Genomic DNA, 18,086 nt, shown 5'->3' on the forward strand with positions numbered 1-18,086 from the left:
AAGAGGTGATGGCCGTCCATCCTTGTCGACGCGGAACGCGCGCTTAAAGCTTCATTCACCAAGGCGGCGTTACTTATCGGCGGTCAGCCGAACGGAGTCGACGTCCATGCCCGTTTTTCCTTCCGCGCGTCTCCTTGCCTCGGCCGCTTTCGCTCTTGCGGCGATCGTCGCGGCACCGGCCGCCAGGGCCGAGACAGACCCAATGCTGGAGGTCATCGTCGACCACGCGAGGGTTCTCAAGATCGACCGACCGGCCGCGACCGTCATTGTCGGAAATCCAGCCATCGTCGACGTGACGGTCCACGACTCGGAAACGCTGGTTCTCACCGGCCGGTCCTATGGCATTACCAATCTCATCATCCTCGACGATGCGGGCCAATCCATTATGGACGAGTCCGTTGTGGTCCAGACCTTCGAGAACAAGACCGTCCGCATCTATCGGCAGGCGGAACGCGTCACCTATGCCTGCGCGCCCGAATGCGAGCCGACCGTCACCATCGGCGACGAAACCTCGGCCTTCGCCCGGGCGACGAGCCAGTTCAAGACACGCCAGGAAATGGCCCTCGGCGCGGCGAAATGACATCCCTCGCAGGCGCCTCGAAGCAACAGCGTGGGTGAATCCGTCACCTGATGGTAAGGTTCGCTGGCCTATTCTCCGGCGTATCGACGTGCGGCGGAGACTTCGAATGCGCCCCGCAGAGGCCAAGGACACGCGGACAGAGCCAAAGGGGGCGGCGCCCGGCCGGGTGCCTCGTGGTCTGCGCGCCTTCCTGCCCCACAGCCGAGGTGCGACTGCGATAGAGTTCGCCATCCTTGCCGCTCCTTTCTTCGCCCTGGTCTTCGCCATTCTAGAGACATCGACGGTATTTCTCGCCGAGATGACCCTGGACCGCGCCGTCGATCAGGTCGGGCGGGAGCTGAGGACGGGTGAGGTCCAGAGGGACGGGGACGATGCCGGCAGATTCCGCAGCAGGCTATGCGCGCAAGTCGATTTCCTGATGGATTGCGCCAAGCTCGCCATCGACGTCAAAGCCTATGGCAAGTTCTCCGACATTCCCTCGACGCCGCCTATCAAGGAGGGCGCTCTCGACACCGCGAACTTCGGTTTCGCGCCGGCTGGCGAAAAGACCATCATGGCGCTCAGAGTCTATTACCGATGGCCGATCTACACCGACGTGATGCGCAAATATCTGGCCGATCTCAGCGACGGCTCCTTCCTCGTCGCCAGCGTCGCAGCCTTCCGCACGGAGCCTTTCGAATGATCGAAAGGTTCCGCCTGAACGTATTCGGCCTCGTTCGCGCGCGTTTGGGCCGGCTGCCGGCGCGCTTCGTCGCCGATGTCGCGGCGGTCGGCGCGGTCGAGTTCGCGCTCGTCGCACCGTTTCTCCTGGTGCTCTATCTCGGAGGGGCGGAAACCGCGATCGCCGTCTCGATCAACCGCAAGGTCCATCACGCCGCCACCGCAGTCAACGATCTCGTCACACAGAGTTCCACCACGCTGACGGCAGCCGATGTCATGGACATGATGAGCGTCGGCGGCACAACGCTCCAGCCCTACGGCTCGGCACCGTTCGGCATCAAGGTCACGGCCGTCAGCATCAACGCCGCGGGCGAGGCAACGGCCGCCTGGTCCTGTTCACGCGGCATGGCCAAGGACGCCGCCGGCACGAAGATCACTCTGCCCGCGGAGTTTCGCGCATTGAAGAACATGCAGATCGTCGTATCGCAGACCCTCTATCGTTACGTTCCTCTCGGCGGATACGGTCTGAACACTCCCATTGACATGGGCGAGACCGCCTATCTTTACCCTCGCATCTCATCGACCATCGAATGCGCCGATTGCGCTCCCGCCAGCGCTTGTACCGGCGCGAGCTGACGAGACTTCTCGCGCCTCAAGGTCGACCGGCGCTGGCCCGGCTGCTATCACGGCGGTTCCAAAGATGATCTGACGCATGATGTTGCCCGAAAGGTCGTGCATCCTTTCCCCATCATGCTCAAGCCACGAGGGTGCATCATGGGCCGCGCGATTCTAATGGTACTGGATTCCTTCGGCATCGGCGGCGCCCCCGACGCCGAAAAGTTCGGCGACGCCGGCGCCGACACGCTCGGCCATATTCGCGAAAGGCTACGCTCGGGTGCGGAAGGCGAGGCGCGCGATCTCGCCGTCCCCAACATGGCCGCGCTTGGGCTTTTCCGCGCGGCGGGAGACGAGGGCGAAGAACCGAAAGGCCTGTGGGGCTCCGCCGAGGAGGTCTCCAACGGCAAGGACACCCCTTCGGGCCATTGGGAGATTGCCGGCGTGCCGGTACGCTTCGACTGGGGCTATTTCCCGAACGAGATCCCCTGCTTTCCCGCCTCGCTGATCCAGCAGATCATGGACGATACGGACATTCCCGGCGTTCTCGGCCAGAAGCATGCCTCCGGCACCGACATCATCGACGAACTCGGCGAGGAGAGTCTCGCCACCGGCAAGCCCATCTTCTACACGTCCGCCGACTCCGTGCTCCAAATCGCCGCGCATGAGGAACAGTTCGGGCTCGAGCGCCTCTACAACCTCTGCGAGGTCGCGCGGCGCCATGTCGACCCCCTCAATATCGGCCGGGTGATCGCCCGCCCCTTCGTCGGCAAGGACCGGGCGAGCTTTAAGCGGACAGCGAACCGTCGCGACTATTCCGTGCCGCCGCCGGAGCCGACGCTTCTCGATCGTGCGGTCGCGGCCGGACGGCGGGTTATCGCCATAGGCAAGATCGGCGACATCTTCGCCCATCAGGGCATCAGCGAGGTCAGGAAAGGCGCCGGCAACATGGCCCTTTTCGACGCCATGATGAGCGCCATGCCCGACGCCAGGGATGGCGATCTCATCTTCGCGAACTTCGTCGATTTCGACATGATCTACGGCCACCGGCGCGATGTGGCGGGCTACGCCGGGGCGTTGGAGGAGTTCGACGCGCGGTTGCCTGAGCTGATGGCCGTGCTGAAGCCGGGCGATCTCGCCATCATCACCGCCGACCATGGCTGCGACCCGACCTGGCGCGGCACGGACCATACGCGCGAGGCCGTGCCCGTCCTCGCCTTCGGTCCCGGCATCGCCCCCCGCTTTATCGACCGGCGCAAGACCTTTGCCGATATCGGAGAATCGGTGGCGGCCCATCTCGGCCTCGCGCCCGGAGAGCATGGTGAGAGCTTCCTGTGAACGCCTCGCGCGTTCCAGGCCTGACCTCGTCGCCCATCCTGCCGAAGGCAGAGCTTCATTGCCATATCGAGGGCGCGGCGCGGCCCGCCCTGGTGGCGGCGCAGGCGGCGCGATACGGCGTCGACGTTTCCGGCATCATCGCCGAAGGGCGTTATCTCTGGCACGACTTCACCAGCTTCCTCGCCGCCTATGACCTTGCGGCCAGCGTCTTTCGCACCGGGGAAGACTATGCGCTCCTTGCTGAGGACCATCTGACGCGCCTTGCGGCCGACGGCACGATCTACTCGGAGTTCTTCATCTCCCCTGATCATGCCCGCGCCGCCGGACTTTCGCCAAGGGCCTATGTGGAGGGCCTCGCCGAGGGAATGGCGCGGGCAGAGGCCGCCACCGGGATCGTCGCGCGGATGATCGTCATCGGCGTCCGCCATCTCGGCGCCGAGGCCGTGGAGGCGGTGGCGCGCTGGGCGGCTGCCCTCGACCATCGGCTGGTCAGCGGCTTCGGGCTTGCCGGCGAAGAGCGGATGCACCATCCCGCCGATTTTGCCCGCGCCTTCGACATCGCGCGCGACGCCGGCCTCTCCCTCACCGTCCATGCCGGGGAGCTGGCCGGAGCGGAAAGCGTCGCCGCCGCGCTCGACGCCCTGCACCCGAGCCGCATCGGCCATGGCGTTCGCGCCATCGAGAGCGGGCCGCTGCTCCGCCGCCTGGCCGAGGAGCAGATCGTTCTCGAGGTGTGTCCGGGCTCGAACCTCGCGCTCGGCATCTTCGATGGAGTCGATACCCACCCCCTGCCCCGGCTGAAGGCCGCTGGCATCCCCGTCACCGTCAGCGCCGACGACCCGCCCTTCTTCGCCACCACCCTTGCCGAGGAATACGCGATGGCCGGCGCCATGGGCTTTTCGCAGGCCGACCTCGTCGATCTGACGCGCACGGCCATCGACGCGGCATTCGTGGACGAGGAAAGCCGTGGACGATTAAGGACGAAGCTGGAGGCCGCCGCCATTTCGCTTGGCGCATCGGACGTCACCCCGTAGAGTGCGCGGCGGCAAATTCTGACAGAGAGGTTCATGCGCCATGGACGGTATCACCGTCATCGCTCATCCGCTGGTCCAGCACAAGCTGACGATCATGCGCGACAAGGAAACCTCCACGGCGAGTTTTCGGCGGCTCCTCAGGGAAATTTCGACCCTGCTCTGCTACGAGGTCACGCGCGATCTGGACCTGACGACCCGGCCGATCGAGACGCCGATGGGGCCCATGGAGGCCCCGGTCCTTGAAGGCAAGAAGCTGGTCTTCGCCTCGATCCTTCGCGCCGGCAACGGGCTTCTGGAGGGCATGCTCGACCTCGTGCCCGCGGCGCGTGTCGCCCATATCGGCGTCTACCGCGATCATGAGACGCTCCAGCCCGTGGAGTACTATTTCAAGGCGCCGGAGGACCTGGAAAATCGGCTCGTCATCGTGGTCGATCCGATGCTCGCCACCGGCAACTCGGCGATCGCGGCGATCCAGCAGCTGAAGGCGCGCGGCGCGCGCAACATCCGCTTCCTCTGCCTTCTGGCCGCGCCTGAGGGCATCAGGAACTTCGCGGAGGGCCACCCGGACGTTCCCATGTTCACGGCGGCCATCGACAGCAAGCTCAACGAAAAAGGCTATATCGTGCCTGGCCTCGGCGACGCTGGCGACCGCATGTACGGTACGAAGTAGGCCAGCAGCCGACCGGCCCCGGCCACCGCGCCGCCCTTGGGGCGGCGTTAATCCTTTGCCTCCATGATCAAAGGTCGGGCCCGCCCGGCCTTTTTGCTGCCTGGGCGCTGGGAAACATGATCGGCAGGAGGTGAAGCGGCGATGGGCAGAGTGATGGTCGTTCTCTTGGGAGCCTCGCTCGTGGCGCTGGCCGCCCCTTCGGTCTTCGAGAGCTATAAGGGCTCGCTGATGAAGCCCGAGAGCGAGCGCCTCGACCCGCCGCCGGCCGTCGTCGAGGCATCGACGAGGCCCGTTGGCCGCCAGGAAAGGATCAAGGCCGGTCCCGACGGACATTTCCGCACTGATGCCCGGCTCAACGGCCGCCCTGTGCCGGTGCTGGTGGACACCGGCGCCACCTATCTGGCGATCAGCGAGGAGACGGCGCGCCGCGTCGGTCTTTTCGTGCGAACCGACGACTACCGCTACACCGCCAACACCGCGAACGGACCGCGCAAGGTGGCGCTCGCCCATCTCGACCGCGTCGAGATCGGCGACATCCGCGTGCGCGACGTCGACGCGCTGGTGATGAAAGGCGGCCTCTCCGAAACGCTCCTCGGCATGAGCTTTTTGAAGAAGCTCTCGCGCTATCAGGTCGAGAACGGCACGCTGGAGTTGGCGGAGTAGAGGGAGCTGCCCACCAGCGCCTGATCCTGTCGTTTACGCCGTCCGAATATCTGGCGGCCGCCGGTTTTGCGGCGGCCGCCATTTCATCACGCCGCCCGCACTCTCTTCGCGACCCCCAGCACCAGCTCGATTATCGCCACGACGATGAGCGACAAGCCGACCAGCGGAAAGAAGATTCCGCACGCGATCGCGATGACGAAAACCGCGGGCGGAACCCGGAAGTCCGCCGGGACACGCGGCGCCCCGAAGCCGCCCGCCGGCCGCCGCTTCCACCAGATCACGATCGCCGAGACCGCCATCGTCATGATGGCGATGCAGGCGGCCAGAAGGACGAGCTGGTTCAACAGGCCGAATTGCTGTCCCATGTGAAGGCTGACGCCCCATTCGGCCGCCGCCCCCAGCGCGCCAAGCTCGGCGAGCCCCATATCGAACAGGATCTTTCCGCTGTACTGGTCGAGATGGACGACGCGTTCCTTGCGCACGTCATCGGGATAAACGGAAGCGGTGAAGACGCCGTCCGGGCTGGTGGGAACGGCGATCGCGTAGCCTTTGGCAATGCCCGCTCCCTCGACCGTAGCAGTGATCTGGTCAAGGCTGGCGGGTTTCACGCCTATGCCGGGCGCGGTCTTCGAGACCGGCATGGGCTGCTGTTCCATGATCCAGGGCGAACGGTCCAGCGCCTGCGCGACGGGCACCGTAGAGACAGGGAACTTGTCCCAATAGCCATCTGGAATGCCGAGGCCTGCCGCATAGGCGAGCTTGTAGAACTGGTCGCCCCATACGCCCGACCAGGGAAGCCCGGTGAAGGCGAAGAACAGGATGAAGACGGAGGTGTAGATGCCGGTGACTGCATGCAGGTCGCGCCACCAGGGCCGCCCGCTTGTCGCGCTTCTAATTTTGAACCGGCCGACCTTTCGCCCACGCGGCCACCAGAGATAGATGCCGGTGATGACGAGCAGCACCGCCCAGCCGGCGACGGCCTCGATGATGCGGTTCGCCCACCAGCCGACATAGTCGAGACTGTGGAGCTTGCGCACGACATACATGACGGGCGAACCGGCCGCGCCGCCGTCCCACAAGCTTCCGAGCACGGCGCCATCGTAGGGATTGACGTAGATCACGTCGCTCAAGCCATCATCGTCCCGGATGCTGACCTGCGCGGCCTCGTCCGGCGTGGCGGACGGCCTGAACCCCTTCAGCGTTCCGGGATGCTCGGCGAGTGCTTTCGCGACGATCTGCGTGGGGGCGAGCATGGGGGCGCCGGTCGCCTCGACGCGCAGGAGGTCGCCATAGACGAGCGTGTTGATCTCGTCCTTGAAGAGATAGAGCGATCCGGTCACAGCCAGCAGGACCATGAACGGCAGAACGATCAGCCCGGCATAGAAGTGCCAGCGCCAGACAGAAGAATAGAGTCTGGGAAGAGGCGCGTTGCGCGCGCTCGGCGCCGCTGTCGTTGGGGTGGATGGAGAGGAAGATGTGATGTCGCTCATCGGGCGCCCTTCCAAAAAGGGCGTACGGCCGGAGCGATCGCGGCACACAGCCGCGTCGGCAAAGACGTCATGGATACGATACTCCGAATGAAGAGAATGCGGCCGGCAACGATCTTGCCGGCATGAGATCATTCAAACGAAGATGGCGGGTGGGGCGCGCGGGGACGGAATCAGGCCGGGCGGAGGGCGCGGCGACACGGTCCGCGCCTGAGGCAAGCGCGGCAAGCCTGCGACGTCGATCGCCTCGACCAGGCCTATCGAGTTCAATGGTGGGATGGCCGCGAGAAGATTCTGCATGCCGCCACAGGCCGTGGCACAGGGGCAGTCAAGGCAGCACCCAGAAGGCAGCGCCGGCTTTTCCGGTGTGCTCTGAGCCGCATCGGCGCTCTGACACAGAACGGTGGCGCCAGCGGTTCCTGGAAGCGCCATGGAGGCGCACGCAAGACCCGATAGAAAAAGCTGCGCAAACAGGAGCTGAACGAGAAAAAGGGTGAACGGCAACACCGTCCCCCTATCCCGCGTCCACCCCCGCAGCCGTCGCATGCACCGCTCCACATTCGAGCTACGTCGGGCGGAAGCCGCCGCGGACCAATTGGCGTTCGTATAGTAGAGTGGTCTATTCAGAAAATGCAATCGGGCGCATCGAGTGGCGAATGGGGGGGGCGCAAGGTCGCGCTTGCCCATCCCGACAGCGTCGATACCGGCACGCTGGAGTTGGCGGAGCAGGCCGTCAATCGCCAGGCTCGAACGGGTGCAGCCAGGCTCCCGACGCTTGGCCTCTACGGCCTCGAAAAATAACGCGACAGGTTCTGGCGCACGCGCGCGAGCGGCGTCTCGCCGGAAAGGTCCAGCTCGAAAATCTGGCCGGTGATCCTCTCGAAGGCATCGACATAGGTCTTCGACGCCGCCTCGATCAGATCATCCGGAATTTCCGGAATCGGATCATGATAGGGATCGCAGCGCGCGTCGACCCAGGCGCGCACGACGTCCTTGTCGAGCGAAGGCGGGCGCGTGCCGGCCTCGAACGCGCTTTGATAGCCATCGGCCAGCCAGAAGCGAGAGCTGTCGGGCGTGTGGATTTCGTCGGCGAGGATGATTTTGCCCGTCTCGTCGGTGCCGAACTCATACTTCGTGTCGACGAGGATCAGCCCGCGTTTCGCGGCCATTTCCTGGCCGCGCCTGAAGAGGGCAAGGGCGTAGGACGACAGCGCCTGCCATTGCTCTTCACGCAAGATGCCACGCGCGACGATCTCGTCGACGGCCAGCGGCTCGTCATGGCCGCCGTCGAAGGCCTTGGTGGTCGGCGTGATGATGGGCTCGCCGAGCTTCTCGTTGTCGCGTAGGCCATCGGCGAAATGGTGGCCGTACATCGCCCGCTCGCCCTTCTTGTAGCGCGTCAGGATCGATGTGCCGGTGGTCCCGGCGAGATAGCCGCGCACGACGATCTCGACGGGCAGCACCGTCAGCGTCCTGCCGATCACCACATTGGGGTCCGGGTAGTCGAGGACATGGTTCGGGCAGATGTCGGCCGTCGCCTCAAACCAGTATCGCGCGATTTGCGTCAACACCTGCCCCTTGAACGGGATAGCGGCGAGGATGCGGTCGAAGGCCGAAATTCTGTCCGTGGCGATGAGGATGCGCCTTTTGTCCGGCAGGTCGTAGCAGTCCCGCACCTTGCCGTAATAGGGGTTGGGCAGCTCGGGGATGCGGGCGTGGTCGAGGACGCGATGGGTCGGGGTCATGAACGCTGGCCAGATGATCCGAAGAGGTTCCGATCAGCTAGCACACTCTCTCGTCGGTGTCCGCCCTTCGCTGAACGGCTTCCCGCCAGTGAGACACCGGCCGAGGCCGCTCGCGCCGCCAGCGCATAATCCCGAAAAGTGGGAACCGGCCTTCGGAAAAGGTCATGCGCAAAGAACAAGATAGAGCGGGATGATGAGCGAAGCTCAACTCATCCCGCTTAAGGCCAGCCGTTCCGCCCCCAGCGACAGCGTCCTCGGCCAAACGCTGGCCGTCTCAGTCGCCCGTCATCCTCGGCCGAAGGCCGGGATCCATGCCGAAGCCGCCCGACCTGCTGGTTCGTCAACGAACTGCGGCACCATCGCCGAGGCATGGATCCCCGCGCTATCGCGCGAGGATGACGCGGGAGAGAAGCTGTGATGGGACTCCCTCCCTTGGCCGGGGTGGGGGCTGCCCCATTGAACGTTCAAATGTTACTGGATGAACAATCCGAATAGAAACCTCATTGAGTCAGATATTGAGAGAGTTCCGGAGTGTCATGACTGCATCGGCTGGACGGCCAATAATGGGGCTTCCAATTATGCCGGGCACCTGGCAGTTCTTATTAAACCACGTCTTCTTCGAGTTCCTCACGTGGGGGTTCGCCCGTAGGGCCATGCCGATCATCACTGTCTCAAGTTCATCTATCTCGCGTCCCGAGCGCCCGGAGGCGCGACAAAAGTTACCGCGGGTGGGCTCGACCTTGGCAACAAGGTGGATGGCGGGATAGCCATTCTTCCTTTGGTTTGCGCCGATGTAGTGATTGAGCTTGTGTTCCTGAAATATCTCGCCCCGGAAGCCAGTCTTGGCGTTCGTCTTGCCGACATACCAAGGAGTGTAGTTTGTTCCATGACAGGTCGAAAAGACATATATGCCTATGGCCCTAGGCAAGTCGGGAACCATGTTGTCGATAGCATCCCAGAACGCACGTAATGCCTCACCGGAAGCTTCACTTTCAGCTCTCGGCGCCCAAAATGGCCCGTAGACTTCGTACTTCATTTTATCTTGCGCCCCGCATAACCAGTACGCTTTATTTATAACAAAATTACCAAAGCGATCAATCAGGAGCCTCGATAGGATATTATCTATTTTCTGATCTTGCGTCACTACGACACGACTGGCGTTCACCGGGATAACGCACGGCATCGCCCGCCCTTCTCGCAGCAGGGCATACCGGCTCCGGCCGCCCCCTCATCCAAACCGGTCGATGACCGCCGGGCCGACATTCACCGCTCCCTCGCCGAGCGAATAGGCGGCCTCGACCATGCGGGCCGCCTCTTCCGCTGCCGCCTCGCTGCGGGCGTGGACGAGGCAGAGGGGATCGCCGGCACCGAGCTTCATCCCAAGCCCGACCAGATCGGTGAGGCCGACGGCGTGGTCCACCGGGTCCTGGGGTCGCGTGCGCCCGCCGCCGAGCGCCACCACGGCAAGGCCGAGGCCGCGCGTGTCGACGGCCGCCACCGTACCCGCCGCCCTCGCCTTCACCGGCACAATAACCGGCGAGGGTTCGAGATAGGCGTCCATCCTCTCGACGAAATCCACCGGCCCGCCAAGCGCCGTCACCATGCGGCCGAAGATCTCCGCCGCCTTGCCGCTCGCCAGCGCATCCTCCGCAGCCTTTCGGCCGGCGGCGCTATCCGGCGCGAGCTGGGCCAGCGCCAGCATCTCGGCGGAGAGCGCCAGCGTCACGTCGAGAAGACGCGGGTCCTGGCGCTTGCCGGTCAGAAAATCAACGGCATTGCGCACCTCGACGGCGTTGCCGGCGGCGCTCGCCAGTGCCTCGTTCATGTCGGTGAGGAGCGCCGAGGTCTTCAGCCCCGCCCCGTTCGCCACCTCGACGAGGCTTTTCGCAAGGGCGCGCGCATCCTCCTCCTTCGCCATGAAGGCGCCGGTGCCGCTCTTGACGTCGAGAACGAGGCCCTGGAGCCCGGCGGCGAGCTTCTTCGACAGGATCGAGGCGGTGATGAGGGGGATCGATTCCACCGTCGCCGTCACGTCGCGAATGCCATAGAAGCGCTTGTCGGCGGGCGCGAGCCGCCCGGTCTGGCCGATGACGGCGCAGCCCACCTCCCTCACCGTCCTGCGAAAGGTGGCATTGTCGGGCGTCACGCTGTAGCCGGGGATCGACTCCATCTTGTCGAGCGTGCCGCCGGTGTGGCCGAGGCCGCGCCCCGAGATCATCGGCACCGCCCCGCCGCAGGCGGCGACGATGGGCGCGAGCATCAAGGAGACGTTGTCGCCGACCCCGCCCGTCGAATGCTTGTCCACCACCGGCCGGTCGATGTCCGACCAGTCGAGCACATCGCCGGAATCGCGCATCGCCTCGGTGAGGGCAACGGTCTCGGTCCGGCTCATGCCGTTGAAGAAGACGGCCATGGCGAGCGCCGCCACCTGGCCTTCCGTCACCTTCTCGCCCTCGAAGCCGGCGATGAATGCCTTGATTTCCTCGCCCGTCAGCGTGCCCCCGTCGCGCTTCTTGCGCACCGTCTCCTGCGGCAGGATCGCCATGGTCTTATCCCCTTCCCGTCTCCGCCGCGCTCAGAAGCGCGACACGGCGGCGCCGAGAACGCGGGCGAGCTTCTGCCCGCCGAGCGGCGCCATGGTCTTCGTTTCCTCGTGGGAGAGTTCGGCCCCCGTCATGCCGGCGCCGAAATTGGTGATGACCGAGGCGCCGACGACCTTCATCCCGTAGAAGCGGGCAAGGATCGTCTCCGGCACGGTCGACATGCCGACAGCATCGGCGCCGAGGGTGCGCGCCATGCGGATTTCGGCGGGCGTCTCGAAGGACGGTCCGGAAAACCACATGTAGACGCCCTCGGCCACCTCGACGCCCACTTCCCGCGCCGCCTCGCGCATGGCGATGCGAAGGCCGCGGTCATAGGCCGCCGTCATGCCGACGAAGCGCGAGTCCGAGGGCTCGCCGATCAAAGGGTTCTTGCCCGAAAAGGCGATGTGGTCGGAAATCAGCATCACCGAGCCGGGCGCCATGGTCGGGTTGACCGAACCCGCCGAGTTGGTGAGGCAGAGCGTCTCGACGCCGAGGTCGCGAAGCGCCTCGATGGCGGGCCGCATCACCGAGGGATCGCCCGCCTCGTAATAGTGGACGCGTCCCGACAGAACGAGCACGGGAACGCCGCCGAGGGAGCCGGAGACGAATTCGCCGGCATGGCCCGAGACGCCGCTCACCGGCATCCCCTCGATTTCGCCATAGGGCACGCGGATCGCGTGGGAGAGGCTCTCCACCAGGGAGCCCAGCCCCGATCCAAGGATGAGGGCGATCTTCGGATGACGCCCCTCGATGCGTTCGGCCAGTGTCGCCGCGATCTTGTTCATGACAGCTCCTCCGCCTTGAAGCCGCGCGGGAAAATGTCCTCGAGCAGCACGGTTTCGACGACGCCCGTCTCGGCGTCGCAGAGATGGACACGGGTTTCAGGCGAGCCGAACTCGGCGATCCGCTGGCGGCAACCGCCGCAGGGCGGGCACGCCACCAGCCTTTCGGCCACCACGGCGATTTCGGCGATTTCGCCGCCGCCGTCCATGACCATGTGCGAGATGGCGGTCGTCTCGGCGCACCAGCCTTCGGGAAAGCTCACCACCTCGATGTTGCAGCCGGCATAGATGCGCCCGTCGCGCGTGCGCAGCGCCGCGCCCACCGGAAAGCGGGAATAGGGCGCGTGGCACTTTCGCATGGCGGATTTGGCTCGGACGAAGAGATCATCGGCCATAGGGCATGGCTCCCGGATTTGCTGTTACGCTCTGGCGGCCTCGGCCGTCACCGCTCCTTCACGTAGGGCACGCCGCCCGCCTTGGGCGGCGAGGGCCGGCCGACGAAACCGGCGAGCAGGATCACCGTCAAAATATAGGGCAACGCCTGGATGAACTGTACCGAAACCGTGCCGACGATGGGAAGGCTCGCCCCCTGAAGGCGGATGGCCAGCGCGTCGAGAATGCCGAAGAGAAGGCAGGCGAACATCACCGGCACCGGCTTCCAGTTGGCGAAGATCAGCGCGGCGAGCGCGATGTAGCCGCGCCCGGCAGTCATGTCCCGGTTGAAGCCGGCGGACTGTGCCACCGACATATAGGTGCCGGCAAAGCCCGTGAGGACGCCGCAGATAATCACGGCGCGGTAGCGCAGCCACGGCACGGAAACGCCGGCCGTGTCTACTGCCGCCGGGTTCTCGCCCACCGCCCGAAGCCTGAGGCCGAAGCGGGTGCGAAAGAGAATCCACCAGGTGAGAGGCACCATCAGGAAGGCGACATAGACGAGGAGGCTCTGGCCCGAGAGGACGTTGGCATAGAGCGGCCCGATCACGGGCACGCCCGCGACCTCTTGGGCAAATGGCAGATCGATGGTGCCGAAACGCGCCGCGCCGGAAAGGAAGGGCGTTCGCCCGCCCTGCCCGTACCAGGCCTGACCGAGGATGACCGTCAGCCCCGCCGCGACGAAGTTCAGCGCCGTGCCGGAGACGATCTGGTTGCCGCGATAGGTGATCGAGGCGAGGCCGTGAACCAAGCCGAAGAGGATGGTCGAGACGATGCCCGCCAGAAGGCCGATCCACGCCGAGCCGCTAGCGCTCGCGGCAACGGCAGAGAAGAACGCGCCGATCAGCATCTTGCCTTCGAGCGAGATGTCGAAAATGCCCGAGCGCTCGGAATAGAGGCCCGCCAGAGCGGCGAAGATCAGCGGCGTCGACAGACGCAGCGTCAGGGCGAGGATGGAGGTAAGGGCGGCGAAATCGAAATCCATCAGCGCGGCTCCTCCGCCTGGACGTCCTTCGATGGCCGGAACCGCACGAACTGAAAGGCTGCCCCGATGCCCGGCCGCAGCATATTCTCCATCGCGCCGGCGAAGAGGATGACGAGGCCCTGGATGATGACGATCATGTCGCGTGAGATATTCGGCATGTCGAAGGCGAGTTCCGCCCCGCCCTGGTAGAGCATGCCGAAAAGGAGAGCCGCCGGGATGATGCCGGCCGGATGCCCCCGCCCCATCAGCGCCACCGCGATGCCGACGAAGCCCGCGCCGGCAGGAAAATCGATCTGGACGCGAGCCTGGTCGCCCATCACCGGATTGAGCGCCATGAGCCCGGCAAGCCCGCCCGAGATCATCATGGTGATGACGACGACCTTGGTCTGCGACATGCCGGCATAGCGCGCCGCCGAGGGCGAGAAGCCGAGCGTGCGGATCTCATAGCCGAGGCGCGTGCGCCAGATCAGCACCCAGACCAGGAAAGCGGCGAGAAGCGCCAGGAAGAAGGAGACGTTGAGCGGTGCTCCGCCGAGGCTCGAGCCGAAAAGAGTGAACAGCCAGTCGAGCTTGGGCAACTGCCCTCCCGCCTGGAAGGTGCGGGTCTCCGGCGCCATGGAGCCCATGGGCTTCAGCATGCCGACGAGGAGATAGACCATCAGCGCCGAGGCGATGAAGTTGAACATGATCGTGGTGATGACCACGTGGCTGCCGCGACGGGCCTGAAGCCAACCGGGGATGAAGGCCCAGGCCGCGCCGAAGACGAAGCTCGCGATCACTGCCAGCGGAAAATTGACCCACCACGGCAGAACCGTATCCAGATTGAGCGCCACCAGCGCGCAGCCAAGGCCGCCGATATAGGCCTGCCCCTCCGAGCCGATGTTGAAGAGCCCGCCATGGAAGGCGACGGCGACGGAAAGCCCGGTGAGGATGAAGTTCGTCGTGTAGTAGAGGGTGAAGGCGATGCCGCCACCATAGCCGAAGGCACCGTAGAGCATCAGCTTGGCGGCCTCGACAGGGCTCTCGCCCACCAGGAGCACCACCAGACCAGCGACGATGAAGGCCACCGCCACATTGGCGATGGGAATGAGCCCGTACTCGATCCAGGCGGGCAGCTTGACGTAGGGACGGCTCATGCGGCTCCTTCGCCTTCATGTTTCGCGAGATCGAGATGCCCCTCGTCATCCAGCGCAAAGAACGGATTGAAGGCCAGCTCCCATAGGTGATCGTCAGGATCGGCGAAATAGCCCGAATAGCCACCCCAGAAAACCTTCTGCGGTCTTTTCACGGGCGCGGCGCCCGCGGCGAGCGCCAGCGCGAAGAGGCGGTCGACCTCGGCCTCGCTGGTCATGTTGATGGCGAGGGTGATGGGCGAATGCCCTCGCCCCGCAAAAGACGTTCCCGCGTCCTTGGCGAGATCGTCGCGACCGAAGAGAGACAGAACGAGGCGTGCCCCTTGCAGGAAGGCGACGCTGTCGTTGCCCGCCGCCGTCCGCTTCCAGCCCAGCGCCTCGTAGAAGGCCGCCGAACGCGCAAGGTCGGAAACACCGAGCGTAACGAGGGAAACGCGGGCATCGATCATTCCGCCGCCTCCTGGCTGGTGACGCCGGCCATGAGAAGGCCGAGCTCGTTCTCGCTCGTCTCCGGGCCACGCTCGCCGACGATGCGCCCGGCGAACATCACCAGGATGCGGTCGGAGAGGGAGCGGATTTCATCGAGCTCCACCGAGACGAGAAGGATCGCCTTGCCGGCATCGCGCATGGCGACAATCCGCCGGTGGATGAACTCGATGGCCCCGACGTCGACACCACGCGTCGGCTGGCCGATGAGCAGTACCTCCGGATCGCGCTCCATCTCGCGGGCGAGAACGATCTTCTGCTGATTGCCGCCGGAAAAGTTCGACGTCTTGAGGCGGCAGTCGGGTGGGCGGATATCGAAATCCTCGATCTCCCGCGCCGCGCGCCGGCGCACGGCGGCAGGATCGAGAAAGACGCCACGGCCGAGATCGGCGTCGCGATGATAGCCGAGGATGGCGTTCTCGCTCTCCGAAAACGGCAGCACGAGGCCCATATGGTGCCGATCCTCCGGCACGTGCGCCAGCCCCATGGCGCGAAGGGCGCCCGGGTCCGCACCCTTGATGGGATCGATCTCTCGGTCGAGCAGGCGAACGCTGCCGGCCTCCGCCCGGCGGATGCCGGACAATGCCTCGAGCAGCTCCGATTGGCCGTTGCCGGCGACGCCCGCGATGCCGACGATCTCGCCGGCCCTCACCTCGAAGGACACGTCGTCCACCATCTTGACGCGCCGCGCATCCCGCACGGACAGATGTTCGACCTTGAGCTTAACCGCGCCGGGCTCGGCCGGTCCTTTGTCGACATGCAGCAGCACACGGCGGCCGACCATCAGCTCGGCGAGCGCGCCGGCATTGGTTTCCGCCGTTTTCACCGTGGCGACGATCTCGCCACGCCGCATCACCGACACCGCGTCGGTGATCGCCATGATCTCCCGCAGCTTATGGGTGATGAGAATGATGGTTTTGCCCTCGGCGCGAAGCTGCTTCAACACCTCGAAGAGATGATCGGCCTCGGCCGGCGTCAAGACGCCGGTTGGCTCGTCGAGGATCAGGATGTCGGCCCCACGATACAGCGCCTTCAGGATCTCGACGCGCTGCTGAAGCCCGACAGGCAGCTCCTCGACCACCGCATCGGGATCGACCTCGAGATTGTGTTCGCGCTCCAGGCGCTTCAATTCGTCGCGCACCCGCTGGATGCCGGCGGCTAGCAGGGGCGACTGCTCGGCGCCCAGCATGACATTCTCAATGACGGTGAAGTTGTCCACCAGCATGAAATGCTGATGGACCATTCCGATGCCCGAGGAGATTGCAACGTTGGGGTCGGAAATGGAGACTTTCCTGCCCCCCACCCGGATTTCGCCGGCATCAGCCTGGTAGAAACCGTAGATGATCGACATCAGCGTCGATTTGCCAGCGCCGTTTTCGCCGACAATGCCGTGGATCGTGCCCTTGTCGACCCTGAGGTTGATGGACTTGTTGGCCCGAACGGCGCCGAAGCTCTTGTCGATGTTGATCAGTTCGATCGCCGGGTCCGCCATGGCACGCTCTGGACAAAGAGGAATGGTTTTTCGAAGACTGACCGCCCCACACCGACCCGGAGAGCGACGACCATGAGTGAAACGCCGATCGAACGCCTCGAAATGCAGATAGCCCACCAGGGCCGGACGATCGACGAACTGTCGGAGCAGCTGCTCAAGCAGTGGGCGGAGATCGACCGGCTGTCGAAGACCGTCGCGGCCCTCGTCGGCCGCCTGGTCGAGCTGGAAGACATGGCGGCACCTCGGCCCGAGGTCACCAAACCTCCCCATTGGTAGGCCGCCGCGAGACGATCCGCAAAGGCCCTCGCCGCATGGCGCGTCTCGCGGCGGTCATCGCGTAATCCGGGCCGCCAGAAGCAGCCCGGTCACGCTCAGTGCCTGCTCAGTAGGGGCACTTCGAATCGGTGGAGTAGTCGTGGACCTCCACCTTGCCGGCGATGATGTCCTGCTTGGCCTTTTCGGCCGCCGCCTTCATCTCGTCGGTGATCAGGTCCTTGTTGTTCTCGTCCAGGGCATAATCGACGCCGTTCTCCTTGAGGCCGAGATCCACCGTCCCGCCCTTCAGCTCGCCAGCAGCCGCCTCCTTGAAGACGTTGTAGACGGCCACGTCGACGCCCTTGACCATGGAGGTCAGGACATGGCCGGGGAAAAGGCCGTTCTGGTTGGAATCGACGCCGATGCCGTACTTGCCAGCATCCGCCGCAGCCTGAAGAACGCCGATGCCGGTGCCGCCGGCCGCGTGGAAGACGACGTCGGCGCCCTGGTCGATCTGGCTCTTGGTGAGTTCGCCGCCGCGAACCGGATCGTTCCAGGCCGCGCCCGTGGTGCCGGTCATGTTCTCCAGTACCTTCATGTCGGGCTTCACCGACTTCACGCCGCCGATATAGCCGCAAGAGAACTTATGGATCAGCGGGATATCCATTCCGCCGACGAAGCCGACAGTGCCCGTCTCGGACTTCATCGCCGCCAGAATGCCGACGAGATAGGAGCCCTCCTGCTCCTTGAAGACGATGGAGCGCACGTTCGGCGCATCGACCACCGCGTCGATGATGGCGAACTTGATATCGGGGAATTCCTTGGCGACCTTCTCCATCGCGGCGGCGGCCGAGAAGCCGGTTGCCACGATCGGGCTGTTGCCGCGCTGGGCGAAACGGCGCATCGCCTGTTCGCGCTGGGCTTCGTTCTGAATTTCGAACTCGCGATAGGACTGGCCGGTTTCCTTCTTGAACTTCTCGGCGCCGTGATAGGCGGCCTCGTTGAAGGATTTGTCGAACTTTCCGCCAAGATCGAAGATCAGCGCAGGCTCGGCCGCGCTCGCGCCCGATACCGAAAGAAGCGTTGCCGCGGCGAGCCCCACCAGGATTCGTTTCATGTTCATTCGTTCCCTGTTGACCAAAAC

At 64.8% G+C, this 18,086-nt stretch carries 20 protein-coding genes; 9 read left to right on the top strand and 11 right to left on the bottom strand.

Annotation, left to right across the window (positions count from 1 at the left end):
• Positions 1-106: 106 nt before the first annotated feature.
• From B5D38_RS13135 to B5D38_RS13165, 7 genes are all read left to right on the top strand, one after another.
• Positions 107-580, top strand: a complete 474-nt coding sequence (locus B5D38_RS13135; protein WP_078708878.1) for a pilus assembly protein N-terminal domain-containing protein — start codon at positions 107-109, stop codon at positions 578-580.
• Between the two features lie 106 nt (positions 581-686).
• Entirely contained in the window at positions 687-1,262 is a 576-nt protein-coding gene (locus tag B5D38_RS13140; protein ID WP_078708879.1) for a TadE/TadG family type IV pilus assembly protein, read from the top strand.
• Positions 1,259-1,876, top strand: a complete 618-nt coding sequence (locus tag B5D38_RS13145; protein WP_165690855.1) for a TadE/TadG family type IV pilus assembly protein — start codon at positions 1,259-1,261, stop codon at positions 1,874-1,876. The genes B5D38_RS13140 and B5D38_RS13145 overlap by 4 nt, the downstream gene beginning before the upstream one ends.
• A gap of 138 nt (positions 1,877-2,014) precedes the next feature.
• Entirely contained in the window at positions 2,015-3,193 is a 1,179-nt protein-coding gene (locus tag B5D38_RS13150; protein ID WP_078708881.1) for a phosphopentomutase, read from the top strand.
• Entirely contained in the window at positions 3,190-4,227 is a 1,038-nt protein-coding gene (locus tag B5D38_RS13155; RefSeq protein WP_245319196.1) for an adenosine deaminase, read from the top strand. The genes B5D38_RS13150 and B5D38_RS13155 overlap by 4 nt, the downstream gene beginning before the upstream one ends.
• 40 nt (positions 4,228-4,267) lie before the next feature.
• Positions 4,268-4,897 carry a uracil phosphoribosyltransferase gene (upp, locus tag B5D38_RS13160; RefSeq protein WP_078708882.1) on the top strand — a complete coding sequence of 210 codons (630 nt, stop codon included), beginning with the start codon at positions 4,268-4,270 and terminating at the stop codon, positions 4,895-4,897.
• A gap of 141 nt (positions 4,898-5,038) precedes the next feature.
• The gene (locus tag B5D38_RS13165) at positions 5,039-5,560 is read left to right on the top strand and encodes a retropepsin-like aspartic protease family protein (protein ID WP_078708883.1); all 522 of its coding nucleotides are present in this window, start codon (positions 5,039-5,041) and stop codon (positions 5,558-5,560) included.
• An 86-nt stretch (positions 5,561-5,646) separates the two neighbouring features.
• On the opposite strand, the gene B5D38_RS13170 is transcribed toward B5D38_RS13165, so the two are convergent.
• Entirely contained in the window at positions 5,647-7,050 is a 1,404-nt protein-coding gene (locus tag B5D38_RS13170) for a PepSY-associated TM helix domain-containing protein (protein ID WP_078708884.1), read from the bottom strand.
• Positions 7,051-7,829: 779 nt separating this feature from the next.
• Complete coding sequence (locus B5D38_RS13180; RefSeq protein WP_078708886.1) at positions 7,830-8,792, bottom strand: phosphoribosylaminoimidazolesuccinocarboxamide synthase; 963 nt, start codon at positions 8,790-8,792, stop codon at positions 7,830-7,832.
• Positions 8,793-8,985: 193 nt separating this feature from the next.
• On the opposite strand from B5D38_RS13180, the gene B5D38_RS13185 reads away from it, so the two are divergent.
• Complete coding sequence (locus tag B5D38_RS13185) at positions 8,986-9,210, top strand: hypothetical protein (RefSeq protein ID WP_165690856.1); 225 nt, start codon at positions 8,986-8,988, stop codon at positions 9,208-9,210.
• A gap of 90 nt (positions 9,211-9,300) precedes the next feature.
• Here B5D38_RS13185 and B5D38_RS13190 read toward each other — a convergent pair whose 3' ends face one another.
• The 8 genes from B5D38_RS13190 to B5D38_RS13225 are packed head-to-tail and all read right to left on the bottom strand — an operon-like array spanning position 9,301 to position 16,687.
• Entirely contained in the window at positions 9,301-9,975 is a 675-nt protein-coding gene (locus tag B5D38_RS13190; protein WP_207552945.1) for a hypothetical protein, read from the bottom strand.
• Between the two features lie 45 nt (positions 9,976-10,020).
• The gene (gene deoA / locus B5D38_RS13195) at positions 10,021-11,331 is read right to left on the bottom strand and encodes a thymidine phosphorylase (RefSeq protein ID WP_078708952.1); all 1,311 of its coding nucleotides are present in this window, start codon (positions 11,329-11,331) and stop codon (positions 10,021-10,023) included.
• A gap of 36 nt (positions 11,332-11,367) precedes the next feature.
• Positions 11,368-12,162 (bottom strand): purine-nucleoside phosphorylase, encoded by a 795-nt coding sequence (locus B5D38_RS13200; protein ID WP_078708888.1) that lies wholly within the window; start codon positions 12,160-12,162, stop codon positions 11,368-11,370.
• Positions 12,159-12,554 (bottom strand): cytidine deaminase, encoded by a 396-nt coding sequence (locus tag B5D38_RS13205; RefSeq protein ID WP_078708889.1) that lies wholly within the window; start codon positions 12,552-12,554, stop codon positions 12,159-12,161. The genes B5D38_RS13200 and B5D38_RS13205 overlap by 4 nt, the downstream gene beginning before the upstream one ends.
• A gap of 47 nt (positions 12,555-12,601) precedes the next feature.
• Positions 12,602-13,576 (bottom strand): ABC transporter permease, encoded by a 975-nt coding sequence (locus B5D38_RS13210; RefSeq protein WP_078708890.1) that lies wholly within the window; start codon positions 13,574-13,576, stop codon positions 12,602-12,604.
• Positions 13,576-14,712 carry an ABC transporter permease gene (locus tag B5D38_RS13215; protein ID WP_078708891.1) on the bottom strand — a complete coding sequence of 379 codons (1,137 nt, stop codon included), beginning with the start codon at positions 14,710-14,712 and terminating at the stop codon, positions 13,576-13,578. The genes B5D38_RS13210 and B5D38_RS13215 overlap by 1 nt, the downstream gene beginning before the upstream one ends.
• Positions 14,709-15,158, bottom strand: a complete 450-nt coding sequence (locus B5D38_RS13220; RefSeq protein WP_078708892.1) for a VOC family protein — start codon at positions 15,156-15,158, stop codon at positions 14,709-14,711. The genes B5D38_RS13215 and B5D38_RS13220 overlap by 4 nt, the downstream gene beginning before the upstream one ends.
• Entirely contained in the window at positions 15,155-16,687 is a 1,533-nt protein-coding gene (locus B5D38_RS13225) for an ABC transporter ATP-binding protein (protein ID WP_078708893.1), read from the bottom strand. The genes B5D38_RS13220 and B5D38_RS13225 overlap by 4 nt, the downstream gene beginning before the upstream one ends.
• A gap of 72 nt (positions 16,688-16,759) precedes the next feature.
• On the opposite strand from B5D38_RS13225, the gene B5D38_RS13230 reads away from it, so the two are divergent.
• Positions 16,760-16,963 carry a SlyX family protein gene (locus B5D38_RS13230; protein ID WP_078708894.1) on the top strand — a complete coding sequence of 68 codons (204 nt, stop codon included), beginning with the start codon at positions 16,760-16,762 and terminating at the stop codon, positions 16,961-16,963.
• Positions 16,964-17,069: 106 nt separating this feature from the next.
• Here the strand turns inward: B5D38_RS13230 and B5D38_RS13235 are convergent, their stop codons facing one another.
• On the bottom strand, positions 17,070-18,059 hold the full coding sequence (locus B5D38_RS13235) for a BMP family lipoprotein (RefSeq protein ID WP_078708953.1): 990 nt from the start codon (positions 18,057-18,059) through the stop codon (positions 17,070-17,072).
• Between the last annotated feature and the right edge of the window lie 27 nt (positions 18,060-18,086).

The sequence above is a fragment of the Consotaella salsifontis genome (assembly GCF_900167365.1).
GTDB lineage: Bacteria > Pseudomonadota > Alphaproteobacteria > Rhizobiales > Rhizobiaceae > Consotaella > Consotaella salsifontis.